Origin of the sequence: Mammaliicoccus sp. C-M13 (assembly GCF_022386845.1) — a bacterium.
Lineage (GTDB): Bacteria > Bacillota > Bacilli > Staphylococcales > Staphylococcaceae > Mammaliicoccus > Mammaliicoccus lentus.
The window spans coordinates 36,637-54,514 of sequence record NZ_JAJNHQ010000001.1 but is presented as its reverse complement, the minus strand read 5'-3'; the positions used below and the strand labels follow the sequence as shown (position 1 = coordinate 54,514).

Sequence of the window (17,878 nt, the reverse complement as noted above, 5' to 3'; positions counted from 1 at the left end):
TTAAATATACTTATAAAAATTATTAGGGTAAACTGATATATAAGGAGAAGGTGATTGGATGATAACACGTGAAGAAATTTTTGATTTTGTTAAGGATAAATATAATATAAAGTCAGATTACCCTTGGGAAAAGTATTCTAATTATGCTGCTTTGAGACATAAAGATAATAAAAAATGGTTCGGGCTAGTTATGGATATTACTTCTGATAAAATCGGTTTAAATACTGATGAACATATTGATGTTATTAATCTTAAAGTTAGAAAAGAGTTTATAGGCCCTTTAAGAAAAAAAGAAGGATTTTATCGTGCTTATCACATGGATAAATCTAATTGGATTACGATTAATTTGAAAGAGATAAATACAATTAATGAAATTAAAGATTTAATTGCTGAAAGTTATGAATTAACGACATAAGGTTTAACTATATAAAACAAGAGCCTGGGCTTAGCCCGGGCTCTTGTTTATTTAAATATTAATCATATTTCGTTACAATCAAAATGTTTTTGTTAGGATTTTTCTTTTCAATCACTTTATAATATTTATCAGTAGATTTTGAATAGTATTTATAAACACCATCAGAAAATTCATCGACTTTTTTAGCATCTTTCTGCATAAATTCTTCTGGCGATACGTCATCATTTGATTTGTTGATAACTTTTATAATAGTATTGCCTTCACCTAAAATATATTTTGTTTGTGTTGCTTCGTCATAATAAGCACCTTGTTCTTTATGATCACTTAAAGTAAGATCTCCATATACAACGTTTTCTTGTTGTTTAGGTTCTTCTTTTTCTTCTGACTTTTCTTCAGACTTTTCTTCAGATTTAGAATCTGTCTTACTTACTTTTTCTTCTTTATTAGAATCTTGATTCTCTTGTTCACTCTTATCATTGCTTTTTGAAGTACTACATGAAGCTAATAACAATAACGCTATTAACGTAGTAAAATAAAGTTTTTTCATCTACAACACCTTTTATTATTATTTATTCTGCAGTTTCTCCGCCGTCTACTGGAAGATTAACACCGGTAATAAATGAAGATTGTTCTGAACATAACCATACAGCTGCGTTTGCTTGTTCATTTGGTACGCCCATGCGTCCCATTGGAATACCCGCTTCAAATGCTTTCGCTTGTTCTTCAGCATTTTTACTCCAAGTTTCAACTGCCGAAGTTCTTGTCATACCTGGGCAAATTGAATTAATACGTATATTTTGCTTACCAAATTCTAAAGCAGCGCTTTTAGTTAATCCGTTCACACCGTGTTTAGCTGAGATGTATGGTGATAAACCAGGTGTACCGACTAAACCTCCAGTAGAAGCTGTATTGACGATAGCTCCTCCACCAGACTCAAGCATAGCAGGTATTTCATATTTTAAACATAAAAATGTACCAGTCAACGTAACATCTATCGCACGTTGCCATTGTTCTGTTTTAATTTCTGTTACTGGAGCTGTTGGTGCACCAATTCCAGCATTATTGTGTGCCCAATCTAATCGACCAAATTGTTCAACAGTTTCGTTTACTAAGTTTTTAACATCTTCTTCTTCAGCAACATTACATTTAATAAATTGAGCTGTTCCACCTTGTTCTTTAATTAATCTAACCGTTTCATTTCCACCCTCTTCAGAAATATCCGAAACGACTACAGTAGCACCAGCTTTCGCAAAGGCTAACGCGCTTGCTCTACCAATACCGTCTCCAGCACCAGTTACAATTCCGACTTTATTTGTCATTAAGTTTTCCATCATATATCCCTCTATCTCTATTTTTTTAATATAATTTAATACTGCCGCCGTCTACCATAACTGTTTGTCCTGTAACGTATTGAGAATCACTACTGGCTAAAAATACTGCTACTGGGCCAATATCTTTTTCTACATCTCCAAATTTTTGTAACGGGATACCTTTGACGACTTGGTTATAATATTCCGGATTTTCTTTTCTCCATTGATCAACGCCTTCAGAATATGCAATAGGAGAAATGATATTCGCATTAATTCCAAATTCTCCAAATTCATTTGCAATAACACGCGTCATACCTCTAATAGCTTCTTTAGCTACAACATAAGCACCTTGATTTTTATCTCCTTTAACAGCTGCTCCTGAACCGAAGTTGATGATATTCCCTTTTGTTTCTTTCAAATAAGGAATCACCATTTGACATAAATAGAATGACGCATAAAATCCTGTATTTAAAGATAACTCTAAATCTTCTTCTGTAATATCTAAAAAGCTGCTCATTCTTGATGCATGTGCATTATTTACTAATATATCAATTTGACCATATGTTTGAATTGTAAGATCTACACACGCTTTTAATGATGCTTTATCACTTAAATCCGTTTTAATAAATAAAGTTTCATAACCTTGATTATTTAATTCTTCGCTTAATGCTTGTCCTTTTTCTTCAGCAATGTCCGCAATAACAACCTTTGCATTTTCTCTAACATAAGCACGTACAATACCAGAGCCTATGCCACCTGCTCCACCTGTTACAATTGCAATTTTATTATCTAATTTAGTCATATAAATCACCCTTCTATTTGGAATTCCAATATCCTTTTTCAACTAGTACTTCTTTATTTTTGAAAGCTAAAATAATAGAAATAATATTTACAATAAACAATATAATGATAATGATTAGGCCTAATGTATAACTGCCTGATACATCGTATATAAATCCATAAGCTGGTAAAGCAACAATTGATGCTAACGCCAAACCGATTGATGAAGATGAATAAATTTGACTGTAATCTTTACTTCCAAATAGCGATGAAGCCATAGCAGGCGCTATCGTTCCAATTGAAGCGGTAAACATGCCAAATAGGAATAATGCAATTGTTACTACAACTACTAAATCAGGAAGGCTAATTAATAACACACTTGCTAACAAGCCTAATGTCATAGCTAGTAGCCCAACTTTTTTAGCACCAATTTTGTCTGTTAAATAACCAAAAATAAGCGATCCAACAAAGACACCTGCCATAAGTGCAGACATCATTGCACCTGCAACACTAACTTTTTGACCATGGTTAACGAGATATGTTGGGACATGCATAGTAAAACTTGAGATTGCAGTAATAATAAAGAAAAATAGTCCCAACAAGAAGAAAGCTGGTGTTTTTTTAGCAATACTGTAATCAATACCTTCTACCACTTGTTGTTGTTCATTTTCGTTACTGTCATCACTTAAATCGCCATAAGCTTTCGTATTTTTATCTTTAGGGAAATTACGAATTAATAACAGAATGATAGGTGCAACAATAATCATTACCCCTAAACCAGTAATTAAGTATGCCGTTCTCCAACCAAACTGGCTAATTAAAGCACCTACTATAGGTTGTGCGAAGACACCGAGTAATCCACCAATGGCTGATAAAATACCAAGAGCAAGTCCTTTTCCTTTGCTAAACCATCTTTCAATTAAAATAGGACCACCTATCACTGTAATAAAGACGCCCCCGATAGCCAGAGGAATAGACAGCACGTACCAGCCCCATACAGAATTCATTACTCCGAATAAAGCGAACGATCCTGCTTGTAGAATAATTGCAATAAATAACACGATACGCGCACTATATTTAGATAATATCTTTCCTCCAAACGGAAGGAATAATAATGTAACTATTGAAGAAATACTTAAATAAATCGTTAAACTTCCCATACCTACATCTAAATCTTTAGCTACAGGAGATAAGAATAAACCAGATGAATTATTCAGTGCTGATTTCCCTAACCCTACAGCAACACAGAGTCCAATTAATATTAACCAAGCAAAATGTATCTTTCTTTTATGCATTTAGTACACTCCAATAATTTTATTTGTCGTCTTTATTTAGTTGTTTTACTCGTTCATATAGTTTTCTTTGAATATTTAATAATTGTGAAACTTCATCATTATTTAAGACAGAATAAACTTCATTCCTCATATTTTGTCCCTGATTTTGAGCTTCATCAAGCACTTCTATTCCTTTCTCTGTAATCGTAATTAAAATCACTCGACGATCATCTTCTTGATGTTCTCTTAAAATATATCCTTCTCTTAATAGGTTATTTGTTAATTTTGTAATTGCTCCAGAGGTATAACCTAAAGATTGTGCAAGATATGATGGTCGTTGAGGACCCTCTTCTTTTAATTTTGATAACGCTAAAATTTGAGAGATGTTAACGTTCAGCTCAAATTTTTTCATAAAGAGCGTCATTGTAGCATCGTTAAATAATTCAGCATTATGAATAAGTTCAAAAAAATTGTTATTTTCCATACATATTCCTTTCTTTAATCAAATTATAGTGATAGTATACCAGTAAAAGGTTTACCGGTAAACCAATTAAGGAGTGGAAGAAAAAATGAAAAGATTAGAAAACAAAGTAGTAGTTATTACAGGTGCAGCACAAGGCATGGGTAAAACGCATGCTGAGAAAGTTTTAAGTGAAGGTGGAAAAGTTGTTATTACTGATATCAATGAAGAACTTGGGAATAATGTTGCACAAGAATTAGGAGAAAATGCTATATTTATTCGACATGATGTTTCCAACGAAGATGACTGGAAAAACGTAATAGATACAGTGGTTGATAAATGGGGACGCATTGATGTGTTAGTGAATAACGCTGGTATTACGACTAATACATCGCTAGAAGAATTAACTTTGGATTCTTACATGAAAATCGTTAATATTAATCAAGTATCTGTATTTTTAGGCATGAAAACTGTAGCTCCAATTATGAAAGCTCAAAAAGAAGGTTCAATTATCAATATTTCATCTATGAATGGATTAGTTGGCGGCGCAATAGGTTACACAGATACTAAATTCGCAGTAAGAGGTATGACAAAAGCAGCTTCAAGAGATTTATCACCTCATAACATCCGAGTAAATTCAGTACATCCAGGTGTTATTCAGACGCCGATGTTAGAACTAGAAGAAGTTAAAGAACAAGTAGAACAATTCAAAAAGACGATTCCAATGAGACGAGTTGCTCAAACTGAAGAAGTTTCAAATATGATTGTCTTCCTTGCTTCAGACGAATCAAGTTATTCCACAGGATCTGAGTTTGTAATCGACGGTGGAATTACAGCTTTATAACGGTAAATATAATCTCATTAAGTAATATAATTAAACTTGTAGATGAAAATCGACGTAATACTTACGTTCGAATTGATTATTCTACAAGTTTTTTATTTATTATTTGCAGTTGTTATTTCTTTAATATTTTGTATAATTGAGAAGTGTTATCAATTAGAAATGAAGGAGAACGAAATATGAGAAAATACATAACTCTTGTCGTTTGTGCACTTTTACTATTAACTGCATGTAGTAATAATGACAATAAAGCAGCAAAAAGTGAGAAAGAAACAGTAACAATCAAGAAAACATTTGAATATAAAGAAAAGAACCAAGATCACAATCGAGGTAAGAAAAAGACTGAAACTGTGACAATTCCTAAAAATCCTAAGAATGTAATTGTTATGGACTATGGCGCACTAGACATTATGCAAGATTTAAACTTAGAAGACCATATCACAGCAATACCTAAAGGAGAAAACGGTAGCTTTTTACCAGACTATTTATCAAAATTTAAAGATAAAAAGTATACAAATTTAGGCAATCCTGGAAGACCTAATTTCGAAAAAATTGCAGAAAAAGATCCTGATTTAATTTTGATTTCATTTAGACAAGCATATACTAAAAACTTAGAAGAATTTAAGAAAGCTGCACCAAACGCTAAAGTGTTGTATGTAAGTCCTGATGATGATCAATATATAGATTCTATTAAAGAAAATGCTACGAACATTGGAAAAATATTTGATAAAGAATCAGAAACTCAATCACTTATCAAAAAGCTCGATAAAAAAGTTTCATCAGTAAAAGAAGTCATCAATAACGACAAAGTTATGTTCACAAATGTAGATAATAAAGGTATTAAAACTTACGGCTCAACTGGTAGATACGGTGGATTTTTAAATGGAGATTTAGGAATTAAACATATCGATTCAAAAATGCCAGCCAACTCAAGCGGTCAAGTCGTTTCGTATGAATACATAGCTAAGAAAAACCCAGATAAAATCTTCTATATAAATAGAACAGATAAAGAAACTAAAGGCATACCACAAGAATTAAAAAATCCAGTTATCAAAAATGTAAACGCAATTAAAAATAACGACATTTTAGAGTTTGATGCTAACACATGGTTCTTCGGTGCAGGCGGTATCAATTCTACAATTAAACAATTAGATGATATTGAGAAAGCTTATAAATAAAATTAAAAAACTGCTCTCCATTAATAAGTTTTTATTGGAGAGCAGTTTTTCTACTACTTTAATAAATCCATTAAAAAGTTCGTAAAATATGTTTCTAAAAACGCAGCGATAATACTAAGTGGTAGTACTAATAATATGTATACTTTAGCTACTGTGACGATACTTTTTAAAATAGATACTTTTGTCTTTTTGTTTTTGCGAAATAAATTACTTATCGTTCTAATAATTGATTTATTAAGTAAATATAATGCCGCAGCAAATACTGCGTAACTTAACAGCTCTATTACTGTATGAGGAATTGACGACCCTACACCTATTAATCCTAAATGTAAGTCGAACCTTATTAATAATGTAAAGACAAATCCAGTTAATATGGATGTTGATATTAAGTTTGCTGAATATAAGAATGGTATAGGAATAATTGATAATATTAACATTTGTAATGGCACTTTAAACCCATTATTTATAATATATTGCCAAACTTTCTCTAATCCTTCTGCCCGTTGTTTATCCTCAGGTAAACCTTGTATATTTTTTATTATTTCGATATTAGGATTCACAATATATGTAATAATTCCTGATATTAGCATAAGACTCATTGATATACTAAAAAATATTATAATCCTTTTAGTCATTGGTTTATCTAGAATTTTCAATGTTAGTCACCTTTATTTTTAGATTTATTTCTATTTTAACATAGTATTTTTCTAGATTGTTAGACTGTCGGCAGACTGCTTTTAAGTTATGATGTTTCCGGGTATACAAAGAATAGTCGATTTAAAAGAGGTGAAAGAAATGAGTAATATTTCTTGTAAACGTGTATTAGCAACAGGAGTCGTTGGTGGATTACTCGCTGGAGCTGTGAAAATGGGCTGGGAATCGCTACTCCCTCCTCGTACTCCCGAACGTGAAGAAGAACCACCACCTGTAAAAATGATGAAACAATTTAATGTTCCAGAAAACGTACAAAATTTCACCGTCACTTATAATGAGAATGAAATACCTATCCCTGTAATGGGCATTCACTATGGTTTCTCTGTTGGAAACGCATTACTATATGGTTTAATAGCTGAAAAATGCAGCAAGATTACTTTCGGCAAAGGTATATTATTTGGTGTAGGTGTCCATGTTATATTCCATGAATTTGTATTACCAAAATTAAACTTAACACCAGCAAAAAAAGACTTACCTGCTGAAGAACATTTATCAGAATTACTCGGTCACATTATATGGATGAACACGATAGATATTGTAAGAAATTCAGTAAAATAAGTATTAAGAAGAGTCCGGACAAATACTTGTCTCGGACTCTTTCATTGTGTTAGCAGCAGCTGCGTATATTGGAAATAGGCTTATATCCAGTTTTTCACCCCTTTTATCTTATAAGAGCTGACTTTATGTTGCACGTGGACCTCGTCTTGCAACATTCAGGGGTGCTATGTTGCACGTGCTCCTCGTCTTGCAACATTCGAGGGTACTATGTTGCACGTGGACCTTGTCTTGCAACATTCGAGGGTACTATGTTGCACGTGGACCTCGTCTTGCAACATTCGAGGGTACTATGTTGCACGTGCTCCTCGTCTTGCAACATTCAGGGGTGCTATGTTGCACGTGCTCCTCGTCTTGCAACACTCGTAACTTTATACCGTATTTACTAAAACAAAAAACTGAGACAATTTAACTGCCTCAGTCTCTTAATTATGAGCAAGGATTCAAATCCAGACTCCACTATTTACTTAGATTAATTTTTGATTTGTGTTTTGTTTTTTTATTTTCATTAAGAATCCGAATAGTCCTATACCCCACAATAAAAATAGAGGGTCCCACACCATCGCTTGGCCAAATGTAGTATGAAAGTCATGATACTGAATAACTTGCAGCAACTTTAACCATCCTACAACTGTATTTAAACCCCCATATATCATTAAAAATACTGAACCTATACATGATATATAAAATAAAATTTTATTATATGTTTTCATTAAATACAAAGGTGCTAATGTTGCTATTCCTTTAAATAAACCGACCACAATTAACATGAGGTTCATCCATATTCCCCACTGTGCATTAAATGTAAAAACCCAAGAACCGACTGATAATAATCCAGCTGTTCCTCCAAATGCCCAATACAACGAGAATAATGTATGTACCAGCCCACTTACAACGAAAATTGAAATAAATTTTTTCACTTTATCACCTATTTTGAACAAATATCGTCTTATTTGCTAAGCGACTTGCTTTCTAAATTTCAATAATTTGAATTGTATTTTGTATTTCTTGTTTTAAATCTTTAGAACGCCATTCTCTTTGATACCCTAAGCATGGACAAATAAAATTGACACCTTTTTCTTCTATATTATTACGAAAATGTACGTGTCCCATTATGCTATATTTTATCGGATACTTCTCATAAAATAAATCAAAATCTGATGTTCCTATAAACGCATTAAAATAATCAAATATTCTATGTGGCATAGGTACAGCAAATTGTTTGTGTGTGACGATGTGCGTCATCAAAATAATATTTTTGTCTTTAACTTTTTCTAAATCTCGTCTTACTGAATCTGCTGCTAGTTTAGACATTTCTAGATCAGACTTACCCCAATCTATTCTTTCTTTATCTAGCCAAGTAGATCCGTAATATTTTCTTCTTTCTAAACGCTCTAGGCTAAATTTTTCACTATCAGCAAAGCTGTAATCATACCAACCGCTATGACCTACAATCGCCCATTCATCATTGATTATATATGGGTCTGCAATTATACTTTCTGGTTGTGATTTATAATACTCAAATATTTCATAAGAAGTCTTTTCTTCCGCTTCATTTTTCCAATAATCATGATTGCCAGGAATAAATAACACTTCTATATTTGTTTGATGTTTAACATTTTGTATAAATGGCATTGTTTGTTGATAATGGTTAGAAATATCGCCTGCTATGAGTAACATATCTAGTCTCAATCGCTTCACTTCATCAATTAAAACATCTTCAAAATCTTTCGGAAAATAATGATTACTTCGATCGATATGCAAGTCAGAAATCGCACCAATTTTCATACTTATTACCTTACTTTCTATTGTATACCCTTTAACTTCAATCTTATATTAACATATAAATGTAAACTATCCTTTATAATAGAATTAATAATAATTATTGGAGGCATATAAATGGATATTCAAAAGTTTGAAGAATATTTAAAAATAGATTCTAAAAATTATAATCAAATTAATTTAGAAACTTTAAATCATTATATAACACGCTTTATGTACACTGTTCCTTTCGAAAATATTAGCGTACAAAATCAAAAACCTATTTCCGTTAATATCGATGACTTATATGAAAAGATTGTTATAAATCATCGTGGAGGATTTTGTTATGAAATGAACACTATATTTCAGTTTTACTTAGAACAAAAAGGTTTTAGTATTACTTGCGCATCCGCTACTATACACACACCTGATGATGGATGGAGTAACGATGGTTCACACATGACAACTATCGTGCAATTAGATAGACCATATATAGCTGACGTGGGATTTGGAGACTTACCTATTAACGCTTTACCCGTTCACCATGAATCTGAAAATATGACTGTCACTACTGTATCAGGTAGCTATCGCGCAATCTACGGAGAAAACGAAGAAATCCTTGTTCAAAAACTACAAGACGATAATTCTTGGAGAACTTCATATAAAGCTAAAAATATATCCAGACCATGGTCATATTTTGTAGAACATTTAGAATTTAATGAGCATAACCCAGAATCTATATTCGTACAAACATTGCTCATCACAATGGCCAAAACCTATGGTCGCGTTACAATGTCACAAGATCAACTAACGATAACTAAAGCTGATGGTAAAGAACAATCACCAGTAACACCACAAAATTATAAATCCATCTTGCAAAAATACTTCGGGTTAGACGTGACGATACAAACAATTGAAAATAAAGTATAAAAATCATAAAAAAATCTCCTAACCCGCTGCTGAATATACAACGGATTAGGAGATTATTTATAAGAAAAGGATATGTCTCAGTCCTTATTTCTCTTTTATTTGTAATTCTTGTTCTTTCCACCATAATGCTTCTTCAGCATTTTTAACAACGTGATTAAATTCTTTTTCATTTGATACAGTAGGATATGAGCCTTTTAAAGCTTTTCCTGAAGTTGTTTCAAATAATACAAGAATCGTTATGAAACCGATAAGACTGACAGCTGTTAAGTAATATGCTGGTGCTAGTGGGTTTTGAGTAACGTGCACTAACCATGTTGACACTAATGGTGTTGTACCACCAAATATTGATACTGATACGTTAAATGTAACAGCTAGTGTGCGGTAACGTACGTCTGTAAAGAAAATACTCGGTAATAGACTTGGCATAGAACCTTCATAAGTTGAAAGGAAGAATCCAAGTATTAAAATACCAAATGATACAAACATTAACTGATTCATGCCCATAAAGTAAAAGGCTAGTAATGAAAATGCAGTTAACCCAAATGAACCGAATAAGACAACTTTCTTATTACCAATCTTGTCACTTAGACGTCCGAATAAGAATGCTAGTGGAACCATTACAACCATAACACTCGTAATGAGAATTGTACTTACAGTCGTTGAGATGCCAATAACTTCGTCTAAATATGATGGCATGTATGAAAGTAACATGTAGTTCGTGATATTAAAGAATGCCACTGTAATAAAGCATAAGATAATATCTTTTTTATGATTTTTAATAATCGATACAAATGATTCAGGTTCTTCTTCATTTTCTTCGATTTCATTTTCAAATATAGGTGTTTCATCTAAATGTCTTCTTAAATAAAGACCAATTAATCCAAGTGGTGCGCCAAGAATAAATGGAATTCTCCAGCCCCACGCTAGCATTTGTGCATCAGATAAAGCAATAAACATACCACTCGCTAATAAAGAAGCAAGTATGTAACCTGCTAAAGTTCCAATTTCTAATCCACTGCCTAGTACGCTTCTTCTGTTATCAGGAGATAATTCAGCAATATATACCATTGCACCGGCATATTCTCCACCCGTTGAAAACCCTTGAATAATTCTAGCAATTAACAAAAGAATAGGAGCCCATATACCAATTTGATCATATGTAGGTAAAAGACCGATTAATAAAGTTGAAGCGGCCATTAATATAATAGTTGTCGTCAATACTGTCTTACGACCAAGACGATCACCAATTCTACCAAATATAACCCCGCCTAACGGTCTCATTAAAAATGCAATCGCAAACGTTGCGAATGTAAATACTAATTTTAATTCATCGTTCTGTACGCCAGTAAAAAAGTTTTGACTAATAATAATTGCTAAATAAGAATATAGACCGAAGTCAAACCATTCCATAGCATTACCTATACCTGTTGCGTAAACACTTTTCTTAGTTTGTTTCATATCAACAACATTAATTTTGTTTTTGTTAAATTTCATGTTTGATTAAACACCCTTTCGATATAGTTATGTATCTTAGCATATCGACAAATTAACACAACTGTAATATTACACTTATATACCTTGTCGTAAATTGTGAAAACCGCCACAAACGTTATAACTTATACCGATTGAAACTGGTCGACCAATGGTGTAAAATTATATTAATTTTCTTAAAATTTGCATTGATTTTCTATAGAAAGTTACTTTATTTATATAGTAAACAAATGTTATCTTTCCTAAAATTTGTATGATGAAACAGTGAAAATAATACCTTAAATTCAAAAATTTCATAATGTTTTTATAAAGTACTATAATTGGTTATAGAGATTATGAGATGGAGGTTTTATACTATGAAGCATTATGACATGTTAGTGATTGGTTTTGGAAAAGCTGGTAAGACGCTTGCTAAAGATTTTGCTGGTCAAGGAAACCAGGTTGCTGTAGTTGAGCAAGATTCAAATATGTATGGTGGCACGTGCATTAATGTCGGATGTATACCTTCTAAAACGTTATTACATGAAGGTAATGAAAATCACACCTTCACTGAAGCAATTAATCGTAAAAAAGATGTTGTATCGGCATTAAATAAGAAAAATTTTGATAATCTAGATTCTGATGAAAATATTAAAGTTTATACTTATAAAGCACAGTTTAAGGATAATGAAACTGTCGATTTGTTAAATAAATCAAATGAAATTGTTGAATCTATTCAAGCAGGCCATATCATTATAAATACAGGTAGTCGCTCAAATATACCTGAAATAGAAGGGATTGAGCAAACTGAGAACATTTATGATTCTAAAGGTATTATGGAATTGAGACATTTACCAGAACATCTCGTGATCGTTGGTGCAGGTTATATCGCTTTAGAATTTGCGACGATTTTCTCAAGTCTCGGTAGTAAAGTTTCGATGATTCATAATCGTAAACATATATTAGGTACTGAAGATAAAGATGTAGCATCTCATATTTACGACCAGTTGTTGAACCAAGGTATAGAATTTATAGATGAAGCGGAAGTTCACGCTTTTTCAACTGAAGATAATCATCCTGTCGTTCATACTAACCAAGGTGATATTTCTGGTGATGCTGTCCTACTTGCGACTGGACGCATACCAAACACTGACCTCGCATTAGAAAATACTGATATTAATCTAGGCGATAAAGGTGAAATTAAAGTGAATTCTTCATTAGAAACTGCTGTAGATAACATTTATGCAGTTGGTGATGTTAAAGGTGGCCCACAATTCACATACATTTCTTTAGATGATTATCGAATCGTTAAAGATCAAATTTCAGGCAATAAAAAACGTTCAACTAAAAATAGAGGTCATGTTCCATATACAGTATTCTTAGACCCACCTTTAGGACGTATAGGAATGACAGCTAGTAAAGCTAGAAAAGAAGGCTTCAATGTAAAAGAAGGTATGATTGAAGTTAAAAATATTCCTCGTCACAAAGTTAATAACGATGATAGAGGTATATTTAAAGCGGTAGTTGATGTAGATTCACAACAAATATTAGGCGCTAGTTTGTACGGCACAGGATCTGAAGAAATTATTAACGTTCTTAAACTCGCTATGGATATGGATGTGCCTTATACAAGATTAAGAGATAATATTTATACGCATCCTACTATGGTCGAAGCATTTAACGATTTATTTGATATATGATAAAAAAACTTTTGGTCAATAAAGGTCAAATTATTTGAAATGCACTTATATATCATTCACAATAAAGTTAAATATTATGATAGGAGTGATTTCATGTCTGAAGAAAAACAACAAGAAAAAGACATACTAACTGAAAAACTATTAGAAACACGTACGATCATTATAACTGGTGAAATTAATGATAAAGTTGCAAAAGAAGTCGGTAACCAACTTTTATTACTAGAAGCAATGGGTGATGAACCAATTACTTTATTCATTTCCAGTCAAGGTGGTCATGTCGATTCAGGTTATTATATTCATGACATGATTAATTTCGTGAAACCAGAAGTAAATATTATCGGTTCTGGTTGGGTAGTAAGCGCAGGTGTAATTATTTATCTAGCTAGTAAAAAAGAAAACAGATATAGCCTGCCAAACACAAGATTCATGATTCACCAACCATCAGGCGGCGTACAAGGACAATCTGTAGAAATGGAAATTACAGCTAAAGAAATTATACGCACACGTCAAAAAATCAATGAATTAATCGCGAAAGAAACAGGACAGCCTATAGAAAGAGTCGAAAAAGATACAGGCCGCGACTACTGGTTAAGCACAAAAGAAGCTTATGATTACGGCTTTATCAATAAAATTATTAAATCACGCGATGAAATTGATAAATAAATATATTGTTATTAAATAAGAATCTCTCCATTAGGTTTAAGTCTGATGGAGAGATTTTTATAGATTTTATAAACTTATTTCTTCGAATCTATCAATTGTTTCAAAATGGAAAGTGGCCCTCTAGTTGAAATCGTTACGATATATTGTACAAGTTCTTCTATAGAAACACGATTTTCGTCGTGCACCCAATATTTAACCATAGACATTAAAGCACCTGATACATATCTTAAGTAATAATCGTCTGGTACACCATAAACTGTGTTATTTTCTCCAATTAAATAATTAATATTTGAGAGAATCATATCTGTAATACGTTCTTCGATTTTACTAGTCCTATCTAAGTTTAAAATAGCATGATAAAATTCTATATTTTCGCTAATGTGTATAATCACTTTTTTAATAACTTCATTAGAGAATATTTCAATGAATTCTTCTGCAGTTTTTTGAGCAAGATTTACTTTTCGGATGTCGACTAATTTTTTTAAATCTGCAATTTGTTCGTCTTCCATTTCTTCAAGGAGTGCGTATTTATCATCATAATTTAAGTAAAAGGTACCTCTATTAATGTCGGCTTTATCAGAAATCTGACGTATTGTAATACGTTCTATTTGGCTATCTTCTAATAATTGTATAAAAGCTTTCTTTATAGCCGCTTTACTTTTTCTTACTCGACGGTCTTCAGCCATTTCATTAATTCCTTCCATAGAAAAGTTTATTTGTTAAATATCATTATAATCAACAGATTGTATATTAACAAAGAAAGAGTCCAGGACATAGATAATTGTCCTGGACTCTACTTTTGTATGGCAGTAGCTGACTGGACTGAAAATATGCTTATATCAAGCTTTTCAATTCTAGTCATCCTTGCTCGAGTGGGACTACGAAATCTTTTTAGCAAAATAAGATTTCTGTTCCACTCCCTTATAATATTTCTTTTGCTGCTAGTACTGCTTCTTGTGTAATTTCATGACTGTTCACCCAAGTTTCATGTACTTCTGCACCGCGTTCTTTAAATATTTCAATCACTCGTTCACTTTGTTCTTGTGTAACGATTGGATCTTGTTTACCCATTGATAGGAATACTTTAAAGTTTGATAAATCTTTTTGATTATCTTGTAAGTCTAAAGGATATAATGGTGCGAATAATAATGCTTTTTGGAAAGGTGTACTTTCTCTTAGTATTAAGTTAATCGCCATATTCGACCCGTTTGAAAATCCTACTGGTATAACGTCTTCTAAATTAAATTCATATTCTTTTGATGATTCTTTAATAAAGTCATATAATTCTTGACCTCTATACTCTAAATCTTCTAAGTCATAATCGCCTTCTGCACGTCTTTTGAAGTAACGCGCCATACCATTTTCGGATATTTCACCTTTTACACTTAACACATTATAACTTGGATCAAGCATTTCTGCTAAAGGTAGTAAATCTCTCTCGTCTCCACCTGTTCCGTGTAATAAAAGAAATACAGGTTTGCCTTGTTCACCTTGTTTAAATATATGTTTCACTTCTAGTCAACTCCATTCACTTTATGGTCTTTCTATTGTAAATGTGCGCCCTATTTCAGCGTAATCATTACCTGCTAATCTACTTACTGCACTTAATTCATCTTTATTAATATAGCCATCGTTATAAATAGCATCATCAAAATGATAATGTTTTATTTCTAATAATATTAAATCAGATACAGGTTTATCATCTTTTTTAATAACCATTGTATCGTGTAATACAGCTTCAAAGCGTACCTTACTTTGTTTCAATCCTGGTACTGAGACACTTAACGATTCTACAGTATCAAATGTTGTACGCGTAAGTTCACTTTCATTTCTATTTAAAAGCGCAGCGGTTTCATTTGTATTTTCAACATTTTCTGTATCTACAATGTGTACGACCGCTTCTTTTTGCTCCAATATATTTCGAGCCGTGTCTTTCGATTCTCCATTTACTCTTTGTACCGCTATAGATAGTATAGGAGGTTCTGAAGAAACAACGTTAAAGAAACTAAAGGGTGCAATGTTTAATATACCGTCTTCAGATTGTGTCGTAACTAATGCAATTGGTCTAGGTATAACAGACCCTATTAATAATTTATAGTTTTCTTTTTGCGTTAATTGTTCTGGACGTAACACTTTCATCAGAACCACTCCTTTTCTATTTAATTAGTCATGCTTTCTTGTCGTATCAAAATGTTTAATTTCAGATTCAATATACTCACGCTGAGACTCTAAGAATGGTGGTAACGCAAGACTTTCCCCTAATGTTTCATAAGGCTCGTCTCCCATAAATCCTGGACCATCTGTAGAAATTTCTATTAGTATATGTCCAATTCTGGCATATAATGCTTCAAAGTAGAAACGATTAACATTTCCAGAGTTACCAATGCGCAGTTCTTTATATTTTTCTTCCCATGCTTTGATAGCTTCGTGATCTTTCACTCTAAATGATACGTGATGAACTTCGCCGTACCCTTGTCTAGCTTCAGGTGTTTTGTCATCTTTTCTTAAAATAACTTGACCACCGTTGCCACCTTCGCCAACTTCAAATAATGTTACATCTTCTTCTTCAACAATTGGTTTCATACCATATATTTGTTTCAATACTGATTTGAAATCGTCATAATAACTAACTGTAATTTCAATTGGTCCTAATCCATATATCGCTTTATCTTCAGGAACTGGTCCGTTTTTCCATGGTATGCCTGGTTCAACACCTTTATTTAATTCATCTGAGAATAATTGATATCTTTGACCGTCTTTCTCTTCAAATGGTAAAACTTTTTTACCAAACAGTTCTTGAATACCGTCATTTTTAACACCAAATTCTTCAAATCTCTCTAAATAATATTCTAAAGCTGCATCGTTTGGCACTCTGAAGCCTGCACGGCTAATAGAATTTGTACCTCTTTGACCTTTAGGACTATTTGGGAAATCAAAGAATGTCATGTCTGTCCCTGGTGATCCTTGATCATCTGCGAAAAATGTATGGTACGTATATATATCATCTTGGTTTACTGTTTTTTTAACTAAACGCATTCCTAATACTTCTGTAAAGAATTCATAGTTTCTTACTGCATCATCTGTTATAGCAGTTACGTGATGGATTCCGATAAGTTCGTTATTACTCATTATAGATTCCTTCTTTCTTTATTTTTTATTTCGAATTCGAAATAATAACGCTGAAAAAAATTTGCGCGACTTACTCATTAGACATTGCGCTAATTTTTTTTAGTGCTCTTCTTAATATAGCAAGTTCTTCATCATCTAAGATAGAAAAAGCATTCGCAATTGTTTCAGCATGCTTTGGAAAAATATTTTCCATTAACTTATGCCCTTCATCAGTTAATACTGCATACGTGATTCGTTTATCTTTCGTATCTTGACGACGTCTCACATAACCTTTCTTAACTAATTGATCAATGACATATGTTGTACTACTACTTGCTATTAAAATACGTTGTTTAACCTTTTGAATAGGCTGATCACCTTTATGAAATAACAGTTCCATTACGGCAAATTCAGTAATATTCAAACCATAGTTCTTCATATCTTGCTTAACAATACGATCAATCGTATCATTCGAGCGTTTAATACCGACCAATGCCTTTAAAGATTCATCTGTTCTATTCATGTCATCACCTATCCACATATTATTTCGATTTCGAGATAATTGTAACGCGATTTTAGATGTAAGTCAACAGTTTTGAGTATATTAATTATACTAAGTATAAAAATGATGAAAAATAAAAGCCTGAGACATAGTACACGTCTCAGGCTGATTCAATATAATGGCAGTAGCTGCCTGGTATGAAGTTGCACTTATATCA

The 17,878-nt window shown here is 32.5% G+C and carries 21 protein-coding genes; 7 read left to right on the top strand and 14 right to left on the bottom strand.

Features of this window, described 5'->3' with window-relative positions; translation table 11 throughout:
- Nucleotides 1-58: 58 nt before the first annotated feature.
- Nucleotides 59-415 (top strand): MmcQ/YjbR family DNA-binding protein, encoded by a 357-nt coding sequence (locus LQ615_RS00265; protein ID WP_239704033.1) that lies wholly within the window; start codon nt 59-61, stop codon nt 413-415.
- Nucleotides 416-473: 58 nt separating this feature from the next.
- Here LQ615_RS00265 and LQ615_RS00260 read toward each other — a convergent pair whose 3' ends face one another.
- Genes LQ615_RS00260 through LQ615_RS00240 form a run of 5 tightly spaced genes read right to left on the bottom strand, consistent with a single transcriptional unit; the run spans nt 474 to nt 4,263 of the window.
- Complete coding sequence (locus LQ615_RS00260; protein WP_239704034.1) at nt 474-962, bottom strand: hypothetical protein; 489 nt, start codon at nt 960-962, stop codon at nt 474-476.
- A 22-nt stretch (nt 963-984) separates the two neighbouring features.
- Nucleotides 985-1,746, bottom strand: a complete 762-nt coding sequence (locus LQ615_RS00255; protein WP_017000004.1) for an SDR family NAD(P)-dependent oxidoreductase — start codon at nt 1,744-1,746, stop codon at nt 985-987.
- A gap of 25 nt (nt 1,747-1,771) precedes the next feature.
- On the bottom strand, nt 1,772-2,527 hold the full coding sequence (locus LQ615_RS00250; RefSeq protein ID WP_239704036.1) for an SDR family NAD(P)-dependent oxidoreductase: 756 nt from the start codon (nt 2,525-2,527) through the stop codon (nt 1,772-1,774).
- A gap of 13 nt (nt 2,528-2,540) precedes the next feature.
- Nucleotides 2,541-3,800 (bottom strand): MFS transporter, encoded by a 1,260-nt coding sequence (locus LQ615_RS00245; protein ID WP_194201109.1) that lies wholly within the window; start codon nt 3,798-3,800, stop codon nt 2,541-2,543.
- A 19-nt stretch (nt 3,801-3,819) separates the two neighbouring features.
- Nucleotides 3,820-4,263 (bottom strand): MarR family winged helix-turn-helix transcriptional regulator, encoded by a 444-nt coding sequence (locus tag LQ615_RS00240; RefSeq protein WP_017000001.1) that lies wholly within the window; start codon nt 4,261-4,263, stop codon nt 3,820-3,822.
- 85 nt (nt 4,264-4,348) lie between these two features.
- On the opposite strand from LQ615_RS00240, the gene LQ615_RS00235 reads away from it, so the two are divergent.
- On the top strand, nt 4,349-5,083 hold the full coding sequence (locus tag LQ615_RS00235) for an SDR family NAD(P)-dependent oxidoreductase (protein WP_017000000.1): 735 nt from the start codon (nt 4,349-4,351) through the stop codon (nt 5,081-5,083).
- 176 nt (nt 5,084-5,259) lie between these two features.
- Nucleotides 5,260-6,258: a siderophore ABC transporter substrate-binding protein gene (locus LQ615_RS00230; protein WP_239704037.1), complete on the top strand. Its 999-nt coding sequence runs from the start codon at nt 5,260-5,262 to the stop codon at nt 6,256-6,258.
- 53 nt (nt 6,259-6,311) lie between these two features.
- Here the strand turns inward: LQ615_RS00230 and LQ615_RS00225 are convergent, their stop codons facing one another.
- Nucleotides 6,312-6,914, bottom strand: coding sequence for a stage II sporulation protein M (locus LQ615_RS00225; protein WP_239705369.1), 603 nt, complete (start codon nt 6,912-6,914; stop codon nt 6,312-6,314).
- A gap of 139 nt (nt 6,915-7,053) precedes the next feature.
- Here LQ615_RS00225 and LQ615_RS00220 point away from each other — a divergent pair, with 139 nt between their 5' ends.
- Nucleotides 7,054-7,530, top strand: coding sequence for a DUF1440 domain-containing protein (locus LQ615_RS00220; protein WP_239704039.1), 477 nt, complete (start codon nt 7,054-7,056; stop codon nt 7,528-7,530).
- Nucleotides 7,531-7,994: 464 nt separating this feature from the next.
- Here LQ615_RS00220 and LQ615_RS00215 read toward each other — a convergent pair whose 3' ends face one another.
- Both LQ615_RS00215 and LQ615_RS00210 read right to left on the bottom strand, forming a co-directional pair.
- Entirely contained in the window at nt 7,995-8,447 is a 453-nt protein-coding gene (locus LQ615_RS00215; RefSeq protein WP_231051330.1) for a DUF3995 domain-containing protein, read from the bottom strand.
- Nucleotides 8,448-8,499: 52 nt separating this feature from the next.
- Nucleotides 8,500-9,315, bottom strand: coding sequence for a metallophosphoesterase (locus tag LQ615_RS00210; protein ID WP_064211189.1), 816 nt, complete (start codon nt 9,313-9,315; stop codon nt 8,500-8,502).
- A 111-nt stretch (nt 9,316-9,426) separates the two neighbouring features.
- Between LQ615_RS00210 and LQ615_RS00205 the strand changes: the two genes are divergently transcribed.
- Nucleotides 9,427-10,218 (top strand): arylamine N-acetyltransferase family protein, encoded by a 792-nt coding sequence (locus LQ615_RS00205; protein WP_194201116.1) that lies wholly within the window; start codon nt 9,427-9,429, stop codon nt 10,216-10,218.
- A gap of 84 nt (nt 10,219-10,302) precedes the next feature.
- Here the strand turns inward: LQ615_RS00205 and LQ615_RS00200 are convergent, their stop codons facing one another.
- Nucleotides 10,303-11,712 carry an MFS transporter gene (locus LQ615_RS00200; protein WP_064204766.1) on the bottom strand — a complete coding sequence of 470 codons (1,410 nt, stop codon included), beginning with the start codon at nt 11,710-11,712 and terminating at the stop codon, nt 10,303-10,305.
- Nucleotides 11,713-12,065: 353 nt separating this feature from the next.
- Here LQ615_RS00200 and merA point away from each other — a divergent pair, with 353 nt between their 5' ends.
- On the top strand, nt 12,066-13,388 hold the full coding sequence (merA, locus tag LQ615_RS00195; protein WP_239704040.1) for a hypothiocyanous acid reductase MerA: 1,323 nt from the start codon (nt 12,066-12,068) through the stop codon (nt 13,386-13,388).
- 93 nt (nt 13,389-13,481) lie between these two features.
- Nucleotides 13,482-14,051, top strand: coding sequence for an ATP-dependent Clp protease proteolytic subunit (locus tag LQ615_RS00190; RefSeq protein WP_064211198.1), 570 nt, complete (start codon nt 13,482-13,484; stop codon nt 14,049-14,051).
- A 74-nt stretch (nt 14,052-14,125) separates the two neighbouring features.
- Here LQ615_RS00190 and LQ615_RS00185 read toward each other — a convergent pair whose 3' ends face one another.
- The 5 genes from LQ615_RS00185 to LQ615_RS00165 form a co-directional block, all read right to left on the bottom strand.
- Entirely contained in the window at nt 14,126-14,737 is a 612-nt protein-coding gene (locus tag LQ615_RS00185) for a TetR/AcrR family transcriptional regulator (protein ID WP_064211199.1), read from the bottom strand.
- A 235-nt stretch (nt 14,738-14,972) separates the two neighbouring features.
- A complete protein-coding gene (gene mhqD / locus LQ615_RS00180; protein ID WP_064204757.1) occupies nt 14,973-15,563 on the bottom strand; it encodes a methylhydroquinone degradation carboxylesterase MhqD in 591 nt (196 codons plus the stop codon).
- A gap of 21 nt (nt 15,564-15,584) precedes the next feature.
- A complete protein-coding gene (locus tag LQ615_RS00175) occupies nt 15,585-16,190 on the bottom strand; it encodes a flavin reductase family protein (RefSeq protein ID WP_064211200.1) in 606 nt (201 codons plus the stop codon).
- A gap of 24 nt (nt 16,191-16,214) precedes the next feature.
- A complete protein-coding gene (gene mhqE / locus LQ615_RS00170) occupies nt 16,215-17,180 on the bottom strand; it encodes a ring-cleaving dioxygenase MhqE (protein WP_017000326.1) in 966 nt (321 codons plus the stop codon).
- Nucleotides 17,181-17,250: 70 nt separating this feature from the next.
- Nucleotides 17,251-17,682, bottom strand: a complete 432-nt coding sequence (locus LQ615_RS00165) for a MarR family winged helix-turn-helix transcriptional regulator (RefSeq protein WP_017000325.1) — start codon at nt 17,680-17,682, stop codon at nt 17,251-17,253.
- Nucleotides 17,683-17,878 lie beyond the last annotated feature (196 nt).

Coding starts and splice junctions, on each gene's coding strand:
- LQ615_RS00265 (WP_239704033.1), top strand. CDS start 59: ATGATAACACGTGAAGAAATTTTTGATTTTGTTAAGGATAAATATAAT.
- LQ615_RS00260 (WP_239704034.1), bottom strand. CDS start 962: ATGAAAAAACTTTATTTTACTACGTTAATAGCGTTATTGTTATTAGCT.
- LQ615_RS00255 (WP_017000004.1), bottom strand. CDS start 1,746: ATGGAAAACTTAATGACAAATAAAGTCGGAATTGTAACTGGTGCTGGA.
- LQ615_RS00250 (WP_239704036.1), bottom strand. CDS start 2,527: ATGACTAAATTAGATAATAAAATTGCAATTGTAACAGGTGGAGCAGGT.
- LQ615_RS00245 (WP_194201109.1), bottom strand. CDS start 3,800: ATGCATAAAAGAAAGATACATTTTGCTTGGTTAATATTAATTGGACTC.
- LQ615_RS00240 (WP_017000001.1), bottom strand. CDS start 4,263: ATGGAAAATAACAATTTTTTTGAACTTATTCATAATGCTGAATTATTT.
- LQ615_RS00235 (WP_017000000.1), top strand. CDS start 4,349: ATGAAAAGATTAGAAAACAAAGTAGTAGTTATTACAGGTGCAGCACAA.
- LQ615_RS00230 (WP_239704037.1), top strand. CDS start 5,260: ATGAGAAAATACATAACTCTTGTCGTTTGTGCACTTTTACTATTAACT.
- LQ615_RS00220 (WP_239704039.1), top strand. CDS start 7,054: ATGAGTAATATTTCTTGTAAACGTGTATTAGCAACAGGAGTCGTTGGT.
- LQ615_RS00210 (WP_064211189.1), bottom strand. CDS start 9,315: ATGAAAATTGGTGCGATTTCTGACTTGCATATCGATCGAAGTAATCAT.
- LQ615_RS00205 (WP_194201116.1), top strand. CDS start 9,427: ATGGATATTCAAAAGTTTGAAGAATATTTAAAAATAGATTCTAAAAAT.
- LQ615_RS00200 (WP_064204766.1), bottom strand. CDS start 11,712: ATGAAATTTAACAAAAACAAAATTAATGTTGTTGATATGAAACAAACT.
- merA (WP_239704040.1), top strand. CDS start 12,066: ATGAAGCATTATGACATGTTAGTGATTGGTTTTGGAAAAGCTGGTAAG.
- LQ615_RS00190 (WP_064211198.1), top strand. CDS start 13,482: ATGTCTGAAGAAAAACAACAAGAAAAAGACATACTAACTGAAAAACTA.
- LQ615_RS00185 (WP_064211199.1), bottom strand. CDS start 14,737: ATGGCTGAAGACCGTCGAGTAAGAAAAAGTAAAGCGGCTATAAAGAAA.
- LQ615_RS00175 (WP_064211200.1), bottom strand. CDS start 16,190: ATGAAAGTGTTACGTCCAGAACAATTAACGCAAAAAGAAAACTATAAA.
- mhqE (WP_017000326.1), bottom strand. CDS start 17,180: ATGAGTAATAACGAACTTATCGGAATCCATCACGTAACTGCTATAACA.
- LQ615_RS00165 (WP_017000325.1), bottom strand. CDS start 17,682: ATGAATAGAACAGATGAATCTTTAAAGGCATTGGTCGGTATTAAACGC.